The sequence below is a fragment of the Akkermansia sp. NBRC 115031 genome, assembly GCF_030268505.1.
GTDB lineage: Bacteria > Verrucomicrobiota > Verrucomicrobiia > Verrucomicrobiales > Akkermansiaceae > Akkermansia > Akkermansia massiliensis.
On record NZ_BSQU01000002.1, the window covers coordinates 140,763 to 155,601 of the forward strand.

General features: G+C 58.8%; 13 protein-coding genes. 6 read left to right on the plus strand and 7 right to left on the minus strand.

Annotation, left to right across the window (positions count from 1 at the left end; translation table 11 throughout):
* Nucleotides 1–17: 17 nt before the first annotated feature.
* The 5 genes from QSJ36_RS03330 to QSJ36_RS03350 form a co-directional block, all read right to left on the minus strand.
* The gene (locus tag QSJ36_RS03330) at nt 18–2,093 is read right to left on the minus strand and encodes an acyltransferase family protein (RefSeq protein ID WP_022396410.1); all 2,076 of its coding nucleotides are present in this window, start codon (nt 2,091–2,093) and stop codon (nt 18–20) included.
* A 92-nt stretch (nt 2,094–2,185) separates the two neighbouring features.
* A complete protein-coding gene (locus tag QSJ36_RS03335; RefSeq protein WP_022396409.1) occupies nt 2,186–3,184 on the minus strand; it encodes a glycosyltransferase family 10 in 999 nt (332 codons plus the stop codon).
* A gap of 122 nt (nt 3,185–3,306) precedes the next feature.
* The gene (locus tag QSJ36_RS03340) at nt 3,307–4,581 is read right to left on the minus strand and encodes a glycosyltransferase (RefSeq protein WP_146020052.1); all 1,275 of its coding nucleotides are present in this window, start codon (nt 4,579–4,581) and stop codon (nt 3,307–3,309) included.
* A gap of 452 nt (nt 4,582–5,033) precedes the next feature.
* The gene (locus QSJ36_RS03345) at nt 5,034–5,840 is read right to left on the minus strand and encodes a hypothetical protein (RefSeq protein WP_022396407.1); all 807 of its coding nucleotides are present in this window, start codon (nt 5,838–5,840) and stop codon (nt 5,034–5,036) included.
* 26 nt (nt 5,841–5,866) lie between these two features.
* Nucleotides 5,867–7,021 carry a glycosyltransferase gene (locus tag QSJ36_RS03350; RefSeq protein ID WP_022396406.1) on the minus strand — a complete coding sequence of 385 codons (1,155 nt, stop codon included), beginning with the start codon at nt 7,019–7,021 and terminating at the stop codon, nt 5,867–5,869.
* Nucleotides 7,022–7,322: 301 nt separating this feature from the next.
* Between QSJ36_RS03350 and rfaD the strand changes: the two genes are divergently transcribed.
* The 4 genes from rfaD to QSJ36_RS03370 are packed head-to-tail and all read left to right on the plus strand — an operon-like array spanning nt 7,323 to nt 11,332.
* Complete coding sequence (rfaD, locus tag QSJ36_RS03355; protein ID WP_102721708.1) at nt 7,323–8,309, plus strand: ADP-glyceromanno-heptose 6-epimerase; 987 nt, start codon at nt 7,323–7,325, stop codon at nt 8,307–8,309.
* 21 nt (nt 8,310–8,330) lie between these two features.
* On the plus strand, nt 8,331–9,305 hold the full coding sequence (locus QSJ36_RS03360) for a glycosyltransferase family 9 protein (RefSeq protein ID WP_285466884.1): 975 nt from the start codon (nt 8,331–8,333) through the stop codon (nt 9,303–9,305).
* Complete coding sequence (locus QSJ36_RS03365) at nt 9,302–10,327, plus strand: glycosyltransferase family 2 protein (protein ID WP_022396403.1); 1,026 nt, start codon at nt 9,302–9,304, stop codon at nt 10,325–10,327. Before QSJ36_RS03360 ends, QSJ36_RS03365 begins: the two co-directional genes overlap by 4 nt.
* Nucleotides 10,328–10,348: 21 nt before the next feature.
* A complete protein-coding gene (locus QSJ36_RS03370) occupies nt 10,349–11,332 on the plus strand; it encodes a glycosyltransferase family 8 protein (RefSeq protein WP_022396402.1) in 984 nt (327 codons plus the stop codon).
* Between the two features lie 13 nt (nt 11,333–11,345).
* On the opposite strand, the gene QSJ36_RS03375 is transcribed toward QSJ36_RS03370, so the two are convergent.
* Both QSJ36_RS03375 and QSJ36_RS03380 read right to left on the minus strand, forming a co-directional pair.
* Nucleotides 11,346–12,380, minus strand: a complete 1,035-nt coding sequence (locus QSJ36_RS03375) for an SIR2 family protein (RefSeq protein WP_215832942.1) — start codon at nt 12,378–12,380, stop codon at nt 11,346–11,348.
* A 112-nt stretch (nt 12,381–12,492) separates the two neighbouring features.
* Entirely contained in the window at nt 12,493–13,344 is an 852-nt protein-coding gene (locus QSJ36_RS03380; RefSeq protein ID WP_022396400.1) for a metallophosphoesterase, read from the minus strand.
* Between the two features lie 220 nt (nt 13,345–13,564).
* On the opposite strand from QSJ36_RS03380, the gene QSJ36_RS03385 reads away from it, so the two are divergent.
* Nucleotides 13,565–13,732 (plus strand): hypothetical protein, encoded by a 168-nt coding sequence (locus QSJ36_RS03385; protein WP_022396399.1) that lies wholly within the window; start codon nt 13,565–13,567, stop codon nt 13,730–13,732.
* Between the two features lie 87 nt (nt 13,733–13,819).
* Complete coding sequence (locus QSJ36_RS03390) at nt 13,820–14,833, plus strand: bifunctional oligoribonuclease/PAP phosphatase NrnA (protein ID WP_022396398.1); 1,014 nt, start codon at nt 13,820–13,822, stop codon at nt 14,831–14,833.
* Nucleotides 14,834–14,839 lie beyond the last annotated feature (6 nt).

A 14,839-nucleotide genomic window follows, 5' to 3' on the forward strand; every position in this document is an offset into this window, starting at 1 on the left:
TCCGTGCGGAGCTTCCGTCAGTTGGACACCGTGCTTTCCATCCCCGGAAAAAGCTGGTCGAGGATGCCGGAAACCATTTTCCTGGAACCGTAGGGGGAAAGGTGGTTGTCGTCACAGTACATCAGGTGCCCCTCGTCTTCTTCCAGCCACCGCCCGTTTTTATGGAAGGCGCCGTGCAGCGGGATAAAGCGGCACAGGCCCGTGGATTCCATGTGCTCCAGCAGGGCGAATACGGGGCGCTGCCGCGTGATGAAGTCTCCGCCCAGCAGGCGGTCCGCGCGGTTGGCGTTCAGCAGCGCATTGCGCCGCATGAGTTTGCGCGGGCCGAAGGTCCATTCAGGCACGGGACCCAGCAGCACGATTTGCTTGCCGGCCTTGCGAAGGCGTGCGCAGGTGTGGAGCAGGCCGTCCGCAACCAGTTGTTTCAGGCGCATGTCCCGGTGGCTGTTGACCAGTTCAATCCAGCGGTTGTGGATGAATACGGTGTGTATCTGGGGAGTGTTTTCCAGCCAGTCCAGAATCAGGTCCATGTTGTGCTCCCAGTGCGGGTACATCATGCGCAGCAGCGTGAGGGAATCCGCGTCTCCGGACTCGGAAATGCCGCTCAGGGGGCATAGCCGCGCCCGGTAGAACAGGCCTGACCGGTTGAGGAGCCGGGCGGCGTCGTCAAAGCCCGGAGAGCTGGCCATGGCATGGCTGTCTCCCATAAGCAGGAAGGAAGGGGGCTGCCCGGTTTTACCCAGCAGTACAAAGGGGTAGTCCGTCACGTCTCCCAGCTCCGGATGATGGGGCTGGATGGCGTTTCCCTTTTCCACCACCGCACGGTCAGGGGGCGTGATGCCGAAGGAGGGCGGGAAGGCCGGCCCCTTCCAGTATTCCGGGAATGATATGTTGTTGGCGGCCACGTGCCAGTAGTCCCGTGCGCCGTCCGTCCATTTGAGCCATTCTCCGGCAAAATCCAGCGTGAGGCACCCTGCCGCCGTGAGCAGGAACGCTTTTGCGGGCTTCCGCCATGCGGCGGCTGTCCTGAAGGGGGTTTCCACGAATTTCCAGGAAAGGAAACCGAGAAGAAGGGAGAGAAGGAACATGCCCGCATAGTCCCGCGGACCGCATTCATTGAAGCAGAAGTAGGTCCAGTACACGATGACGGGCCAGTGCCACAGGTACAGGGAGTAGGAGATTTTGCCGATGCCCGTGCTGAGCGGATGCCTGAGGATGCGCCCGGACCAGCCGTGGCTTCCGTAGCGGATCAGAAGGGCCGCCCCCGCGACGGAAGGAATGGCCGTATAACCCGGAAAGGGCGTGGAGGAGGAATAACAGGCAAAGGGGAGCAGAATGCCGGCCCACCCCGCCAGCCGCAGCCAGCGTATTCCCCGGCCCTGTTCCGTAGCGGCGGGAGCCAGGGCCAGGAGACAGCCTGCCAGGAGTTCCCAGGCGCGGCAGTGAAGCAGGTAAAAGGCCTTGTTATGCTCCAGATTCCCCATGTGGTAGACGGCGGCGAACAGGGAGAGCGCCAGGGCTCCGCAGAGAACGGGCTTGACGGCGTTTTTCCTGAATTTCCAGAGCAGCCACAGGGCGAGCGGAATCGTCAGGTAGAATTGCTCCTCCACGCTCAGGGACCACAGGTTCAGCAGCGGGTTTTCTTCTGCGGCCGGGCTGAAATAGTTTCCTGCGGTCCTGCTGAAATAAATGTTGGTGATGAAGAGGGCGCTTGACCTCACGGTGCGCCCCAGGGTCCGCAGGTCGTCGCAGGCCAGCACCACGCACCCGAAGGCCAGCACGACCGCAATCAGGCAGAAATAGGCGGGCATGATGCGCCTGATTCTCCGGTAGTAAAAGGAGGACAGGGAGAAGTTCCCTTCCTTCAGGCTGCGGACAAGGCCGCTGCCGATCAGGTAGCCGGAGATGACGAAGAAGATGTCCACGCCCGTGTACCCTCCCGGGCAGATCCATTCCTGCAAATGGTACAGGACGACGGCCAGCACGGCAAAGGTGCGCAGGCCGTCGATGTGCGGAAAGTAGGTTCCGTGGGCGGCATTTCCGGCCTGATGGAGGGAAGGTGAACAAAAGTTTTCAGAAAGGCATTTGTTCATGAGGCGGAAAGAAGGCAAATACAGGGATGGGGGAGAAAGTGAAGAGGAAGCGAGAGAAGCCGGGATGGAGTTGAACTGTCCGGGAGCCTGGGTCAGTGGCGCAGGCGGTTCTTCAGCCGCCGCCATGCCAGGCGCAGCCTGTGGCCGCGTTTTAAAAAGCGCTGGTAGTAGGCAATCCATGTGCCGTCCCCCTTGCGGCGCGCTTCTTCCGGAGACTGGTCGAATATCCGGTAGAGTTTGGCTGTTTCACGTTCCGTTTCTTCCAGGAAGAGGGCTTCCTGTTCCAGGGTTTTCCAGGGGCGGGACATGATTTCACACCACAGGCCGTCGTCTTTGTCCACTTTCTTCACGTAGGCCGCGGCGTCGTCCAGGGTGGGGAAGTCGTGGCAGTTGATGAACGCGGCGGAGTTGAATTCCCTTCCGATGTCCGGATTGCCCCAGTAAATGGGGATGGTGCCCGCAAGCATGCTGGTGACGATTTTCTCGCTGGTGTAGCCGGGGTACCAAGCGTTTTCAAAGGCAATGGAGAATTTGTACGGCTTTTTCATCCGGATGGAGGAGGCGTACCAGTCTTCCGACCGGTGGCCGTCGCCCGGCGTGTTGTTGAGGTGGGGCCCCAGGGAGTTGACGAACCGGACGGAGGAGAGCTTGTGAAAAATGGCGTCCCGGTTGGGATGGGATTTGCGGTTGGCGTAAATGAAGTTGCAGAAGCCCGTTTTGGAGGCCAGGAGGGCGCGGACGTCCAGGCCTGCCTTGCCGCCGTGCACTTCCTGCAAATGGTGGCGCAGGAAGGGGAGTTTGACGGTGCGGTCGCTTCCGGGCACCGCATCCAGCCCGATGTAGTAGTCAAACAGCATGAAGTCCGGCGCGATGGCTTCATGGCAGCCGTACATGACGGTGATATGGCCGGGGGCCCGTTCCAGAAAATCGTAAAACGCTTCCCGGTTGACGTAAAACCAGGGGGTGGCGATCAGGTAGTCGAAGTCGGAATCGTCTTCCACCACGCGGTAACGGTCTTTCAGGAGCTGGTAAATGCCTTCCCTGCCGAAATCCGGAGTGGACTGTAAAAAGGAGATTTTAAGCGTTTTCATGGGAGAAGGCGGGTCGGAGTGGTTGAGAGTGTATGGGGCGGCTCTTTCTTGTCAATGACAAAGGCAGGGGCCGGCCGGGCGTGTTGGGGGAAGGTTGCCCGGCGGTTAAACATCAGCCTTTTTCACCCTTCGCGACGGTATTCCCGGAGCGTTTCTTCATACAGGGCGGCGTGCCGCGCGGCAATGACGGGGTAGGAAAACGTTTGTTCGGCGTGTTGGCGGCCTTCCTCCGCCAGGGCCAGCAGGAGCTTTCCGTCCCGGATGAGCCGTTCGCAGTGGCCTGCCATTTGATTCAGGTCTCCCTGGGGAGCCACCAGCCCCGTCCTGCCGTCCAGGACCACTTCCGGAACTCCGCCCGTCCGGAAGGTGACGGAGGGGGTCTTGCAGGCCATGGATTCCAGAGCTACGTTGGAAAGGACGTCCTGAAGCGTGGGATTCAGGAAGATGTCCGCCGCGCTGTAAAGCCCGGCCAGCTTGTTCATGTCCGTAATGAAGCCGGCATTTGTGCTGGGGAAGGGGAATTCCACGTTCTTTTCCTGGTTGCCGAAGAGCAGCAGATGAAGGTTCCTGTGCCCGCGCCGGTACAGTTCCTCCAGCACCAGGGGGATGAAATGGCCTCCCTTGACCGGATTGAACAGGCCGGTTGCGCCGCAGGCAATGACAAAGGCTCCGGACGGGATGCCCAGGGCCGCACGGATGGCCTCCCGGTCTTCCGCCGGGCGGAAGAGGTCCGTATCCACGGGGTTGTAAATCTGGACAATCCTTCTTCCGGGGAACATGCAGCCTTTTTCCACTTCCCTTTTCAGCCAGAGGGAGGGCGTCACCAGCGTCAGGGACGGTATGCGGGCGAAGGAGCGGCGCTTGCGGGAGAACAGCCACGCCGGAAGGCCGCGGAAGAGGCGGGGAGTGCCGAGCTGGGGGCAACTGCCGCGGCATTCGTCCCGGAATCGGTCGCAGTCCATGGTGCAGTGGCACCCCGCGGTGCAGGCAAACATGTCGTGCAGCGTATAGACCAGCGGGCGGCGGATGTGGCTCAGCCGCGTGAAATCCACCGTTCGGCCGCCTATCCAGTGCAGGTGCACCAGGTCGGCTTTCTCCATCTGGGCGGTGTCGAACCCCATGCCCAGCACGTTCAGGGAGAAGGGCAGGTCCCTCCTTCTTTCCGGCAGCAGGGCGTCAAATCCATGCGCCAGATGGCGGCGCAGCGCGTCCGTAGCTCTTCTGGCGGCGGATCTGCTGATTTCCAGGCCGTCTATTCCCTTGCGCCTCCTGAGCAGAAGGACGGATTCCATATCGGAAATATTCCGGTTCAGGGCATCATTCAACCGGTAGGGAGCGGAGCTGGCCGATACGCTGTGGGAGACTTGGAATACTGTCCTGCGTTGAGGAGAAGTCACATAGGGGAGTATGAGGATTAGGAATCCGGCGTCAAGCCTGCAAATCTGAAAGAAAAACGTTTTGGGAAGATTTCGCTTGCCGTTATTCCGTGAACCGGCAGACGCTGGCCCTGATGTCAGGGAGGCTTCTTCTTTCAACAAGAAGCAGGGGAAGCTGGCTCACGGAGGGGCCGCGGCTGTGAAAGGATATTTTGATTGACGGTGTTTTGCGGCTTCGGCGCCTGGGAGCGGAAGATTTCTGGCTATAATAGATATAACTCATTGTATATAATAGTATAAATAATATTAAATAGCCGTTGCTGCGTTCCGGAGGCGATAGGTATCAGGGCCGGGAGGCCGTGGCTCCCGGGAGGTACGCGACCATGAAAGGGAGATGGGGAGAATGTTGATGGAGCGGCAATTGGACCATCCCGGAGGGGGGAAAAGGAGAGCTTTTCCGAGCTGTGGCATCCTTACCGGATTCCTAATCCGCCCTTTTTGGCGGGAAGAAGAAGTTGCCTGCATTTTTGCAGCCAGCCTTTTTTTGCGGTCCGCGGGATTCCCATGTCGCGCCTGTCCTGGAATGGAAAGGAGGAAAGCTGTTCCCAGTCCTCCGCATAGGTTTCCGTACCGTCCAGGGCGGTGATGCCCTGCAGCTTGCACAGGATGGAGAAGATGCTCTGGTCATACCGGTTTTCTACAAAGCCCGGCAGGTTGGGAGAGGCGGAGGGAGAATTGTCCGCCAGGTGCAGATGGTCGTAAAAGACATGGAGCCAGTCCCGGATCAGGTTTTCCGTGACCGGGTTCTTTTTCAGAAAGACGTGCCCTCCCGCAATTTGCTGGGTGTGCGTGACATGGACGTCTTCCCCGGAAACGCCGAAGTGGCGCAGGATGTCCCCCTTGGTCCATTTGTATTCCGGCTGCCCGTTGGTGAAAACCAGCATGCCGCGGCTGTCCCGGTCCAGCATGTCCACATATTCCCGGAAACGCTTCGCTCCGTTAATGTTGATATGGCAGCCTGCATCCAGGTACAGGAGGCGGTCGCCTTCCTGCATGTCCTGCAGGACGTGGTGGATGGACCAGGGTTTCCAGGACCAGTACCCGAATCCCCGGCAGGACGGCGTCAGGTATTTGCCCATGCGGCCGGTGAATTCCGCGGAAAGGTCATGTTCCGTGAACAGCGTGATCTCATCGAAAAAATCCAGCGCTTCCGCCTGCCTGCCCAGCCGTTCCAGGGCGGCCGCCATGCGGGAGTCTGCGAATGAGAGAAAGCGGTTCATTGTCCGGAAGGTAGGGATAAGGCAATTTACAGGGAAGGCGGCGATGTGTCAAACGGCTCTTCCGGCGAGGCGTTTTTCCCTTGGGAACCGTTGGAATGCGCTTGGGAAAAATGTTCCGCGAGCATTCTTTTGCAGGAATAATAGCGTCCCTTCTGTCCGGGAAGCAGGGAACAGGCCGCCAGCAGGATGCGGCCCCAGCCGTTGGATGGCGGCTGCGCCGAGTTCAGCAGGTCCACCAGTTGCCTGTCCCGGCCCGGCAGGACGGAGAGGAACCGAGCCCCTTCCGCGTTCCGGTAGAACAGGTGCCACCAGTCCAGCAGGGACTGTTGCTGAACGGCGGTCATCTGGTGGAAAAGAGGATGCTTGGAAACGAAGAAAGGCCTGATTTTCCGCACGCCGTAGGCGAACAGGCCTTCATTCTGCCATCCGTGTTCCTTCCAGTAGTCCACGATGTACAGCAGACGCTGGAATTCCTGCACGCATTTGAAGTAGGTGGGGTCATTGCAGCGGCGGGAAAGGGAACCGCTCCGCATGAGGCGGTAGTAATACAGGCAGTCCGGAATGAACAGGAGGCGGGAGGCGTGGGGGACGGCCATCAGCCGGAAGGTTTCATCCTCCGCGCCGGATTTCAGGTTCACATTGAAGCGGAGGCGGTGGGCGTCCAGCATGCTTTTCCGGAACAGCTTGCTCCATACGCAGATGTCCATTTTCCCCCAGATGGAGTCCCGGAAGAAGCTGGCCGGGGAGGCGTCCTTTTCAAAATGCCAGGAGGGCGACCTCCTTCTGGCCTCAATGAGCCGGTCCGACGAGTCCTCGAAGACATGGTTGCCGCACTCCACGATGTCCGCATCATGTTCCAGGGCCGCGGAAAAAAGGCGGGAGTACATTTCCGGGTCCACGTAGTCGTCCGGGTCCGCAAAGCCGACGTAAAGGCCCCGCGCCGCATCCAGCCCCGCGTTCCTTGCGGCGGAAACGCCCGCGTTCTGCTGGTTCAGAAGGATGATTCTGCCGTCCTTTTCCTTCCAGCGGAGCAGGTGCGCCCAGGTATCGTCCATGGAGCCGTCATTGATGCAGATGATTTCAATGTTCCGGAGGGTCTGCCGAACCAGGCTGTCCAGACAGTCGTCCACATAAGCGGCTACATTGTAGCAGGGAACGATGATGGAAACGTCGGGACGCATAAGCTTATAATGTATGTAACGGATTTACAATCCGTGGTCAATGATAATTTTTGCAAGATAAATATTACCGAAGGTTTTTAACGTTGTCAGCATGAAAAGAGGGGATGAAGGCCGGGGATTCCGCGGGATGCGCGGGGATTGCGTTCCAACGGTTTTCCGCATGGTCCGGCCAGGGGTTGGAGTATCCGGATTGTAAATTCGTTGAGAATTTGGAGTCCGGGAACGCCTCAAATGGCAGTTGCCTAGGGCCGGGTGGATGTGGTACAAAAGGCCGTACAACTTCTTCATTTATTCTTCTCTTATGATTATTGTCACGGGTGGGGCCGGCTTCATCGGCTCAAACATTGTCGCCGCTCTGGAAAAGGCCGGTAAAAAGGATCTTGTGGTGGTGGATGAGCTGGGCTCTTCCGACAAGTGGAAAAACATCGCCAAGAGAGAGCTGTGCGCCGTGATTCCTCCGGAGGACATGCTTGACTACATGGAGGCGCATGCGGAGGAAATTGAGGCCGTCATTCACATGGGGGCCATTTCCGCCACCACGGAGACGGACGCCGATCTGATCATCCGGACGAATTTCACGCTGAGCTGGCGCCTGTGGGAGTTCTGCGCCCTGTACGGCAAGCAGTTTATTTACGCCTCTTCTGCGGCCACGTACGGGGACGGCTCCATGGGGTTTGACGATGACTCCTCCCTGGAGCACGTCAATGCCCTGCGCCCCCTGAACGCGTACGGCTGGAGCAAGGCCCTGTTTGACCGCAAGGTGGCCCGGGAGGTGAAGGAAGGGCGGCCGGTTCCCCCCCAGTACGCCGGGCTCAAGTTTTTCAACGTGTACGGCCCCAATGAATACCACAAGGGGGGGCAGAAGAGCGTGGTGGCCCACATTTTCCCCCAGGTGAAGGTGAATGAAACGGTGAAGCTGTTCAAGTCCTACCATCCCGACTACCGGGACGGCTGGCAGCTCCGGGACTTCGTGTGGGTGGGTGACTGCGTGAACGTGGTGCTCTGGCTGCTGGACCATCCGGAGGTGAGCGGATTGTTCAATGTGGGGTCCGGGGAGGCGCGCTCCTTCTACGATCTGGCGAAGGCGGCGTTCAATGCGCTGGGGCTCCAGGAAAAGATCGCCTACCGGGAGATGCCTGAAGAGCTCAAGGGCAAGTACCAGTATTATACGCAGGCGGACCTTTCCAGGCTGCGCGCCGCCGGCTATGCAGCCCCCATGACTTCCTTGGAGGACGGCGTGCGCCAGTACGTGCAGAAATATCTGGACAGGGAGGACAGCTACGTTTAACCCGCATTCCTTTTTCCGCCCATGCCCGCACAGCGCATTCTGATGATCAAGCACGGCGCCCTTGGCGACGTGGTGCTTGCCATGGGGACGATGAAGCGGCTCCGGGAGCTCCATCCGGAGGCGCATATCACCCTGATGACCATGGGGATGTTTGTTCCCATGGCGGAACAGCTCGGGGTGTTTGACGATTTCATTGTGGACAACCGCCTGCCCTACCGGAAGCTTGGCGCCACGTGGGGGGCCATCCGTTCCATCGTGAAAGGGAATTTTGACGTGGTGTACGACCTCCAGGAGTCTTCCCGCACCAGGAAGCGTTATTATCCCGCCGTCCGCTTCCTGCTGGACCATGACATGGACTGGGTGGCCTGCAATTCCGGGGAACGGCGCAGGCTGCTGAAAAAAGGCGGCTTCCGGTTTGGCAGGGTGGTGAAGGAACCGTTCCACCTGGAACGCGTCCTGACGGACCTCTCCTTCATGCACGGGGAAGGGCTGCATTTTGACGAGCTTCCGGAACGCTACGTGATGATGATTCCGGGCTGTTCCCCCAGCCATCCCTACAAGCGCTGGCCCGTGGAGAATTTCTGCGCCCTGGCCCGGCGCCTGGCGGAAAGGGGCATTTCCTCCGTCGTGATCGGCACCTGGGCGGAGGCTGCGGAGGTGGAGGCCATTGCCGCCAGCTCCCCCCTGGCCGTCAGTTTCCTGGGCAAGTCCACCCTGATGGATATTCCCCAGATGGCGCTCCGTTCCCTGGCCTGTGTGGGCAATGATACGGGGCCTACGCACATGTGCGCCTATGCCGGGGTCCCGGTGACCGCTATTTTCTGCCACCGGACGCGCAAGTCCGCCATTACGGCCCGGTGCATTTCCAACCTGATTTCCCCCGGCTCTATTGAGGAAATTACGGTGGACCAGGCGTGGTCCACGCTGGAGCCCTTCCTGCCCCCGCAGGAAGAGCTTGAACCTGCAAAAATGGCGGCCACTCCGCAGGCGTCATGACGGCTCCCGTGAAAATTTCCGTGCTGGTTCCGGTTTACAATGTGGAACCGTATCTGGCCCAGTGCCTGGAAAGCATCTGCGCACAGACGCTCCGGGAGCTGGAAGTGGTTTGCGTGGACGACGCTTCCACGGACGGGTCCCTGTCCATCCTGCGGGAGTTTGCGGAGCGGGACCAGCGGGTGAAAGTGGTGCAGGCCCCGGAAAACGGCGGCCTTTCCCGCACCCGGAACCTGGCGATGAGCTATGCGCAGGGAGAATACCTGGTGCTGGTGGATTCAGACGACTGGCTGGAAACGGATTTGCTGGAGGAGATGTACAGCCGTGCGAAGGCGCTGGACGCCGACAAGCTGGTGTGCGGGTTCCGGTATTATTATGAGTCCGACCCCGGAAGGGAGGACCGGTTCCTGCCGGAGGACATCGCGCCCCCCGGAAAGGGATGGATTCCCTGTACGCCGGAAACCATCGGTAAAATACACCATGGAGCGGGCGGCATGATGATACGGCGTTCCGTTGTGGAGGAGCATGGCATCCGGTTCCCCGAGGGCGTTGCCTGCGAGGACCTGTATTTCCACTATGTCGCCTTTCCGCGGTGCAGAAGGGTGTGTGTGGTCAGCAGGGCGGCATACGTTTACCGCAAGCGCGCCGGGTCCATCACCAGCGGCTTTGCGTCCGGCAGTTCCCTTCAGTCGCTGGATTACCTGACGGTGGCGCAACTGGTGCTGGAAGAGTGGAAACGAGCCGGAATCCTGGAGGAATACAGGACGCCTTTTCTGAAAATGCTGGTGATGGGCGTGCGGAATATCCGCAAGTACGCCCCCCATGCCGTCCAGAAAGAGGTCACCCGGAAAGTGTCCCGAATGCTCCGTGAAGAAAACCTGTACCGTCCCGGAGAGGAGGATTCCCGCCTGTCCCGCCGGGAAGAAAAACTGCTGAAAACCTGGCTGGCCGGAAAATCCGGCTTGGACTTTTCCTATTACTGGAAGAGAATGCGCAAAGCGGGCGCCCGGCTGCTGCGCCGCTGACACCACCCGAACGATCGACCGATGAAGAAGAATGAATTTGCCGTCGTCCTGGCCAGTGACAACCGGGGCATCCTGCCTTTGAGCGTTACCGTGTTTTCCCTGCTGAGCACCGCTGCTCCGGAAACCTTTTACAAGATTTACATCCTTTCCGACGGCATTGACGGGGAGAACCGGAACAGCATTGAGCGCCTGGCGGCCCCGTTTGAGTGCCGGTTGGAGTTCATAGACGTTTCCGGCATTCTGGAGGAGCACGACTTTCCCCATACGGAACAGTGGCCCGTGCCCGCCTGGGGCCGCGTGTTCATCCCGGAGTTATTGAAGGAGGAGCGGGGCAACATCCTGTATCTGGATATTGACGTTCTGGTTTGCCGGGATTTGACGGAGCTGTTCCGGACGGATATGTCCGGGAAGGCGGTGGGAGTGGTGTTTGAGAATTTTTCCAGGCCCGGTTCCCATTTCAACGAACGCCTGGAGATGCCGCTGACCTGCACGGGGTATTTCAATTCCGGCGTGCTGCTGATGAATGTGGACGTATTCCGGGAAAAGAACCTGGTCAGGGCCGTGCTGGATTATGCCGTCAGCCACCGGGACAGGCTGACCTGCCCGGACCAGGACGCGCTGAACGGCGCCCTGTGCGAGCTGACCGTGCCGCTGCATCCGCGCTGGAACTGGCATGACGGCCTGACGCGCCGCATCCTGAAGAACGACCCCAGGGAACGGTTCTGGCGAGGAGTGACGCCGCGCCAGGCGGTGGAAGCGGCGCTGGAACCGGGCATTCTGCATTACCAGGGGGTGCACAAGCCCTGGCGGTATAATTGGCGCTATGAAGGGGAACGTTACGAACGCGCCATGCGTGAAGCCGGGCTGCTGCATGGCCCGCTGCCCGGAAGAACCCTCCCGGCCATCCTGAAAAAGCACCTTTACAGGCCTGTTTACCGGATGACCAGGAATAAAATTCTCAGGCTTCAAAAGCAGTTTGAGAAGGAGGATGGCACATGCTCCTGAAGCCGGATGCGGGTTAATGTTCCTGTTCTATTCTGGACTGGATATCACGTAAAACCGCCCGGTAATACTTCTCGTAATCCGTACCTTTCGCGTTTTTTCCGGGAGGCGTGGGCGAAGAAGAGCAAACCTCCACATCAAATTCTTCCAGAAGGGCTTTCATGGCTTTGGCGGGCTGGCCGTAGAAAACGATGCGGTTTTGAATGCAGCGCGCCTTTTTTGAATCGCGCAGCCATCGTGACCGGAGGTTCAGGATGTACAGCAGGTCTATTTCTTCCGAAGAAAGATTCAGCCCCATGATGTAAACGTTGGAAAAGAAAAACAGGTCAATCCATGATTCCTCCAGTTGAAGCTGCGGCTTGCGCAGCTTTTCCGGGATGCCCGCTATTTCTTTTTTCTGTTTTTGGACCCAGTAAGTGTAGGTTCCCTTTAAATAGCTGTCAATTTTACCGATGCAGCCGCAATAGTGCTCATACCCGTATTGAATCGTGAAGGAGGAGGGTTTTTCATTATAGGTGCCGTGAATGTTCCAGATGCGGAGGGAGCGGCGTTCCTTCTCCATGCAGACATGGCGGCGGATGCTGTATTTGGTTTCCGAATTCCGGCGCTGGCTTGTCTTGTAATGCTGTGATTCCAGGATCTGCACCAGGAACGTGTCGTAATTGGTGGTCAGATAGTCGTCTATTGGAAGGGCGGCAAGCTGGTGTAAAACGGAGCCGGGATATTTCTGCGGGGTGAACTCTTCCAGTTTCTTCTTGAGCCGGTCACGCACATCGGAGGATACTTTGCCCATGTCGGCTTCCGGATGCCGTTTTTGTTTTTTCAGGATCAAATACTCGTAAATCAGGGGAAAAGGCAGATAGTCCCCCTGGTCTCTGAACGGGCAATAGATGTCTTGCTTGCAGCCTTCACCGCCGTTGCAGGGAGGGCAGACGGTTTCCTTGAGCAGGTCAATGCTGCTTGGGCTTCCCAGTGTGCGGATCAAACCGTTGCCAAACAGGACGGCGTTCTTTCTGAGGGTGGATTTGGTATTGGTGGAAGTAGTCATCATGGAAAACAGCAGAACCATTCTCCATGCTGGTCCATGGCCGCGAAAAATCAAGAAACAAAGAAAAATCCTTTTCCCGCCGCCGTCTAGTCCGGCATGAAAAGGGCTGCCGGCGTCAGTGCAGTTCCAGCAGATAGATCTCCGGAGGGCAGTTGAAGCGGAGGGGGAGCGTGCTGGTTCCCACCCCCTTGGTAATCAGATAGGTGTTGCCGCCGGAAATATGCCAGGGGTAGGTGTAGGGCTGGGCGTGTTCCGGGCTGGCTTCAAACCACAGGAGATTGAAGGGAAGGCGTATCTGGCCGCCGTGGGTATGGCCGCTGATGACGATGTCCGCGTCCCCATGGGAAAGCATGTGATCCGCTTCCGGACGGTGGGAAAGCAGGAAATGGGGTATATCCGGGGACTGGCGCTTGGGGAGCCGTTTTTTGGAATTGCGCGAGGTGTCCAGCATTCCGGATAGCTGGAGCTGCCTGCCGTCCTTGAACGTGACAAGCGCGCTTTGGTCTTCCAGCACCGTGATGCCGGCCCGGGTCAGTTCCTTGCGCCAGTTGTCCCAGCCGAAGGTGAAGTCATGGTTCCCCTGGATGGCGAAGACGCCGCAGGGCGCTGCCAGCCCCCGCAGCAGCCGGGCGGCCGCGGCGGGGCTCATGCTGGCGTTTCTGCTGGCGCCGCGGGCATAATCCCCTACCAGCAGGATCAAGTCCGGCTGAAGCTGCATGATTCTCCGGACGTAGCGCAGCGCCCTCACTTCATCAAAGGCCGTGGGCATCAGGTGAAGGTCTCCGGCAATGACGACTTTAACGGGTTTTCCGCGGCCGTTCCACTGGGGGACGCGGTAGTCCACCTTCCGGACGAACAGAAGATTGGGTTCTATCAGGTACGCCCAGGTAATGCCGGCTACGCCGAGCGCGCAGACGCCCAGCAGCAGGGTGCCGAAAAGCCGGAGTATTCTGACGGAGAAGGGCATGGAAGGGAAGCGGCTTGGCAGAGACTATAATTCCTGAGGACCGCAGGCGAGCGATTTATGCGTCTTGCCATTTGAGAAAGGCCCGATTGCGGGGAGAAGCAGGCGGAAAGGCGCCCCCTTGGGAGATTTTAGCAAATTTGATTGACGGGCGCCCGCATGGTATGCTTTTATGCTCCAAGATATTTCCATATCCTTTATCACCCATCATTTAACCACGCATATGAAGAAGATTACCGTTATGGCTCTTGCCGCTTTTGCGGCGAGCATCATGGCTTCCTGCTGCTGTCAGGATCAGGGTGCTCCCCCCCTGACCCCCCTTCCCAAGTTCAATGACCTGAACCAGCCCGCCGTGGATGTGGCTCCGGTGGTCATGAAGTCCAAGAAGTAATCCTCTTCCGGGATTAGGTACGACTTTTCAAGCCGCACTTGGTGATTGTCCAAGTGCGGCTTTTTCTATAAAAATGCGGCAGAACATATGGAAGATTGGAAACATTGTCCCAAATTTGCGCCTTTGGCGGACCTGTTCCGCAGACATGACAGCTTTGCGGTAATTGCGCACGTGCATCCGGACGGTGACGCCATCGGTTCCACGCTGGCGCTGGGGGAAGCCCTGAAGCAGATGGGCAAGAAGGTGGTGATGATGAACGAGGACGGCGTGCCTTCCAATCTGGCCTTTATGCCGGGCGTGGAAAATATCATCCCCACGCCCGATGAGCCGGTGGACGTGGAAGTGGCCGTTTCCGTGGACAACGGCGCGTTCAAGAGGCTGGGCGAACGCAGTCTGAAGGCCCTGGCGGGAGTGAAGGTGTGGGCGAACATCGACCACCACCAGACTAATGAATTGTTCGGGGACGTGCAATGCGTTCTGCCGGACGAGTGCGCCACGGGTGCGGTGCTGTATTATTTTTTCAAGTATCTGGGCGTTCCCGTTACCCCGATAATGCGTGACGCCCTATACGTGGCCGTCAGCACGGATACGGGTTCCTTCCAGTACCAGATGACGACGGCGGCCGTGATGGAGCTGGCCGCGGATTTGATCCGGATGGGCGTTGACGTCCAGGACATCAACCGCCAGCTTTACCAGGAAAAGCCCTGGGTGAAGATGCAGCTGATGCGCGAGGCTCTGAACGGCATGAGGCTGACGCCGGACGGCAGGATTTGCACGTTCTGCCTGACGAATGAGGCGAAGGCACGGATCGGCAGCCGTCCGGAGGACACGGAAGGCCTGATCGACCTTTTGCGTTCCGTGCAGGGAGTCTGGCTGGCCGCTTATCTGGAGGAGGCGGAGGACGATCCCCGTATCCGCATTTCCCTGAGGTCCAAGACCCCTGAAATATCCGTGGCGGAGCTTGCCTCCCGTTTTGGAGGCGGCGGACATGCCATGGCCGCCGGAGTGCGCATCAGGGGACCCATTGAAGAAGTGCGCCTCACCATCCTGAAGGCCATGCAGGAGGAAGTGGAACGCGTGCTCCAACAGCAGATTTCATGAACGCTT

Excerpts from the sequence above, each read along its gene's own strand:
- QSJ36_RS03330 (WP_022396410.1), bottom strand. The coding sequence starts at position 2,093 with ATGAACAAATGCCTTTCTGAAAACTTTTGTTCACCTTCCCTCCATCAG.
- QSJ36_RS03335 (WP_022396409.1), bottom strand. The coding sequence starts at position 3,184 with ATGAAAACGCTTAAAATCTCCTTTTTACAGTCCACTCCGGATTTCGGC.
- QSJ36_RS03345 (WP_022396407.1), bottom strand. The coding sequence starts at position 5,840 with ATGAACCGCTTTCTCTCATTCGCAGACTCCCGCATGGCGGCCGCCCTG.
- QSJ36_RS03350 (WP_022396406.1), bottom strand. The coding sequence starts at position 7,021 with ATGCGTCCCGACGTTTCCATCATCGTTCCCTGCTACAATGTAGCCGCT.
- rfaD (WP_102721708.1), top strand. The coding sequence starts at position 7,323 with ATGATTATTGTCACGGGTGGGGCCGGCTTCATCGGCTCAAACATTGTC.
- QSJ36_RS03360 (WP_285466884.1), top strand. The coding sequence starts at position 8,331 with ATGCCCGCACAGCGCATTCTGATGATCAAGCACGGCGCCCTTGGCGAC.
- QSJ36_RS03365 (WP_022396403.1), top strand. The coding sequence starts at position 9,302 with ATGACGGCTCCCGTGAAAATTTCCGTGCTGGTTCCGGTTTACAATGTG.
- QSJ36_RS03370 (WP_022396402.1), top strand. The coding sequence starts at position 10,349 with ATGAAGAAGAATGAATTTGCCGTCGTCCTGGCCAGTGACAACCGGGGC.
- QSJ36_RS03375 (WP_215832942.1), bottom strand. The coding sequence starts at position 12,380 with ATGATGACTACTTCCACCAATACCAAATCCACCCTCAGAAAGAACGCC.
- QSJ36_RS03380 (WP_022396400.1), bottom strand. The coding sequence starts at position 13,344 with ATGCCCTTCTCCGTCAGAATACTCCGGCTTTTCGGCACCCTGCTGCTG.
- QSJ36_RS03385 (WP_022396399.1), top strand. The coding sequence starts at position 13,565 with ATGAAGAAGATTACCGTTATGGCTCTTGCCGCTTTTGCGGCGAGCATC.
- QSJ36_RS03390 (WP_022396398.1), top strand. The coding sequence starts at position 13,820 with ATGGAAGATTGGAAACATTGTCCCAAATTTGCGCCTTTGGCGGACCTG.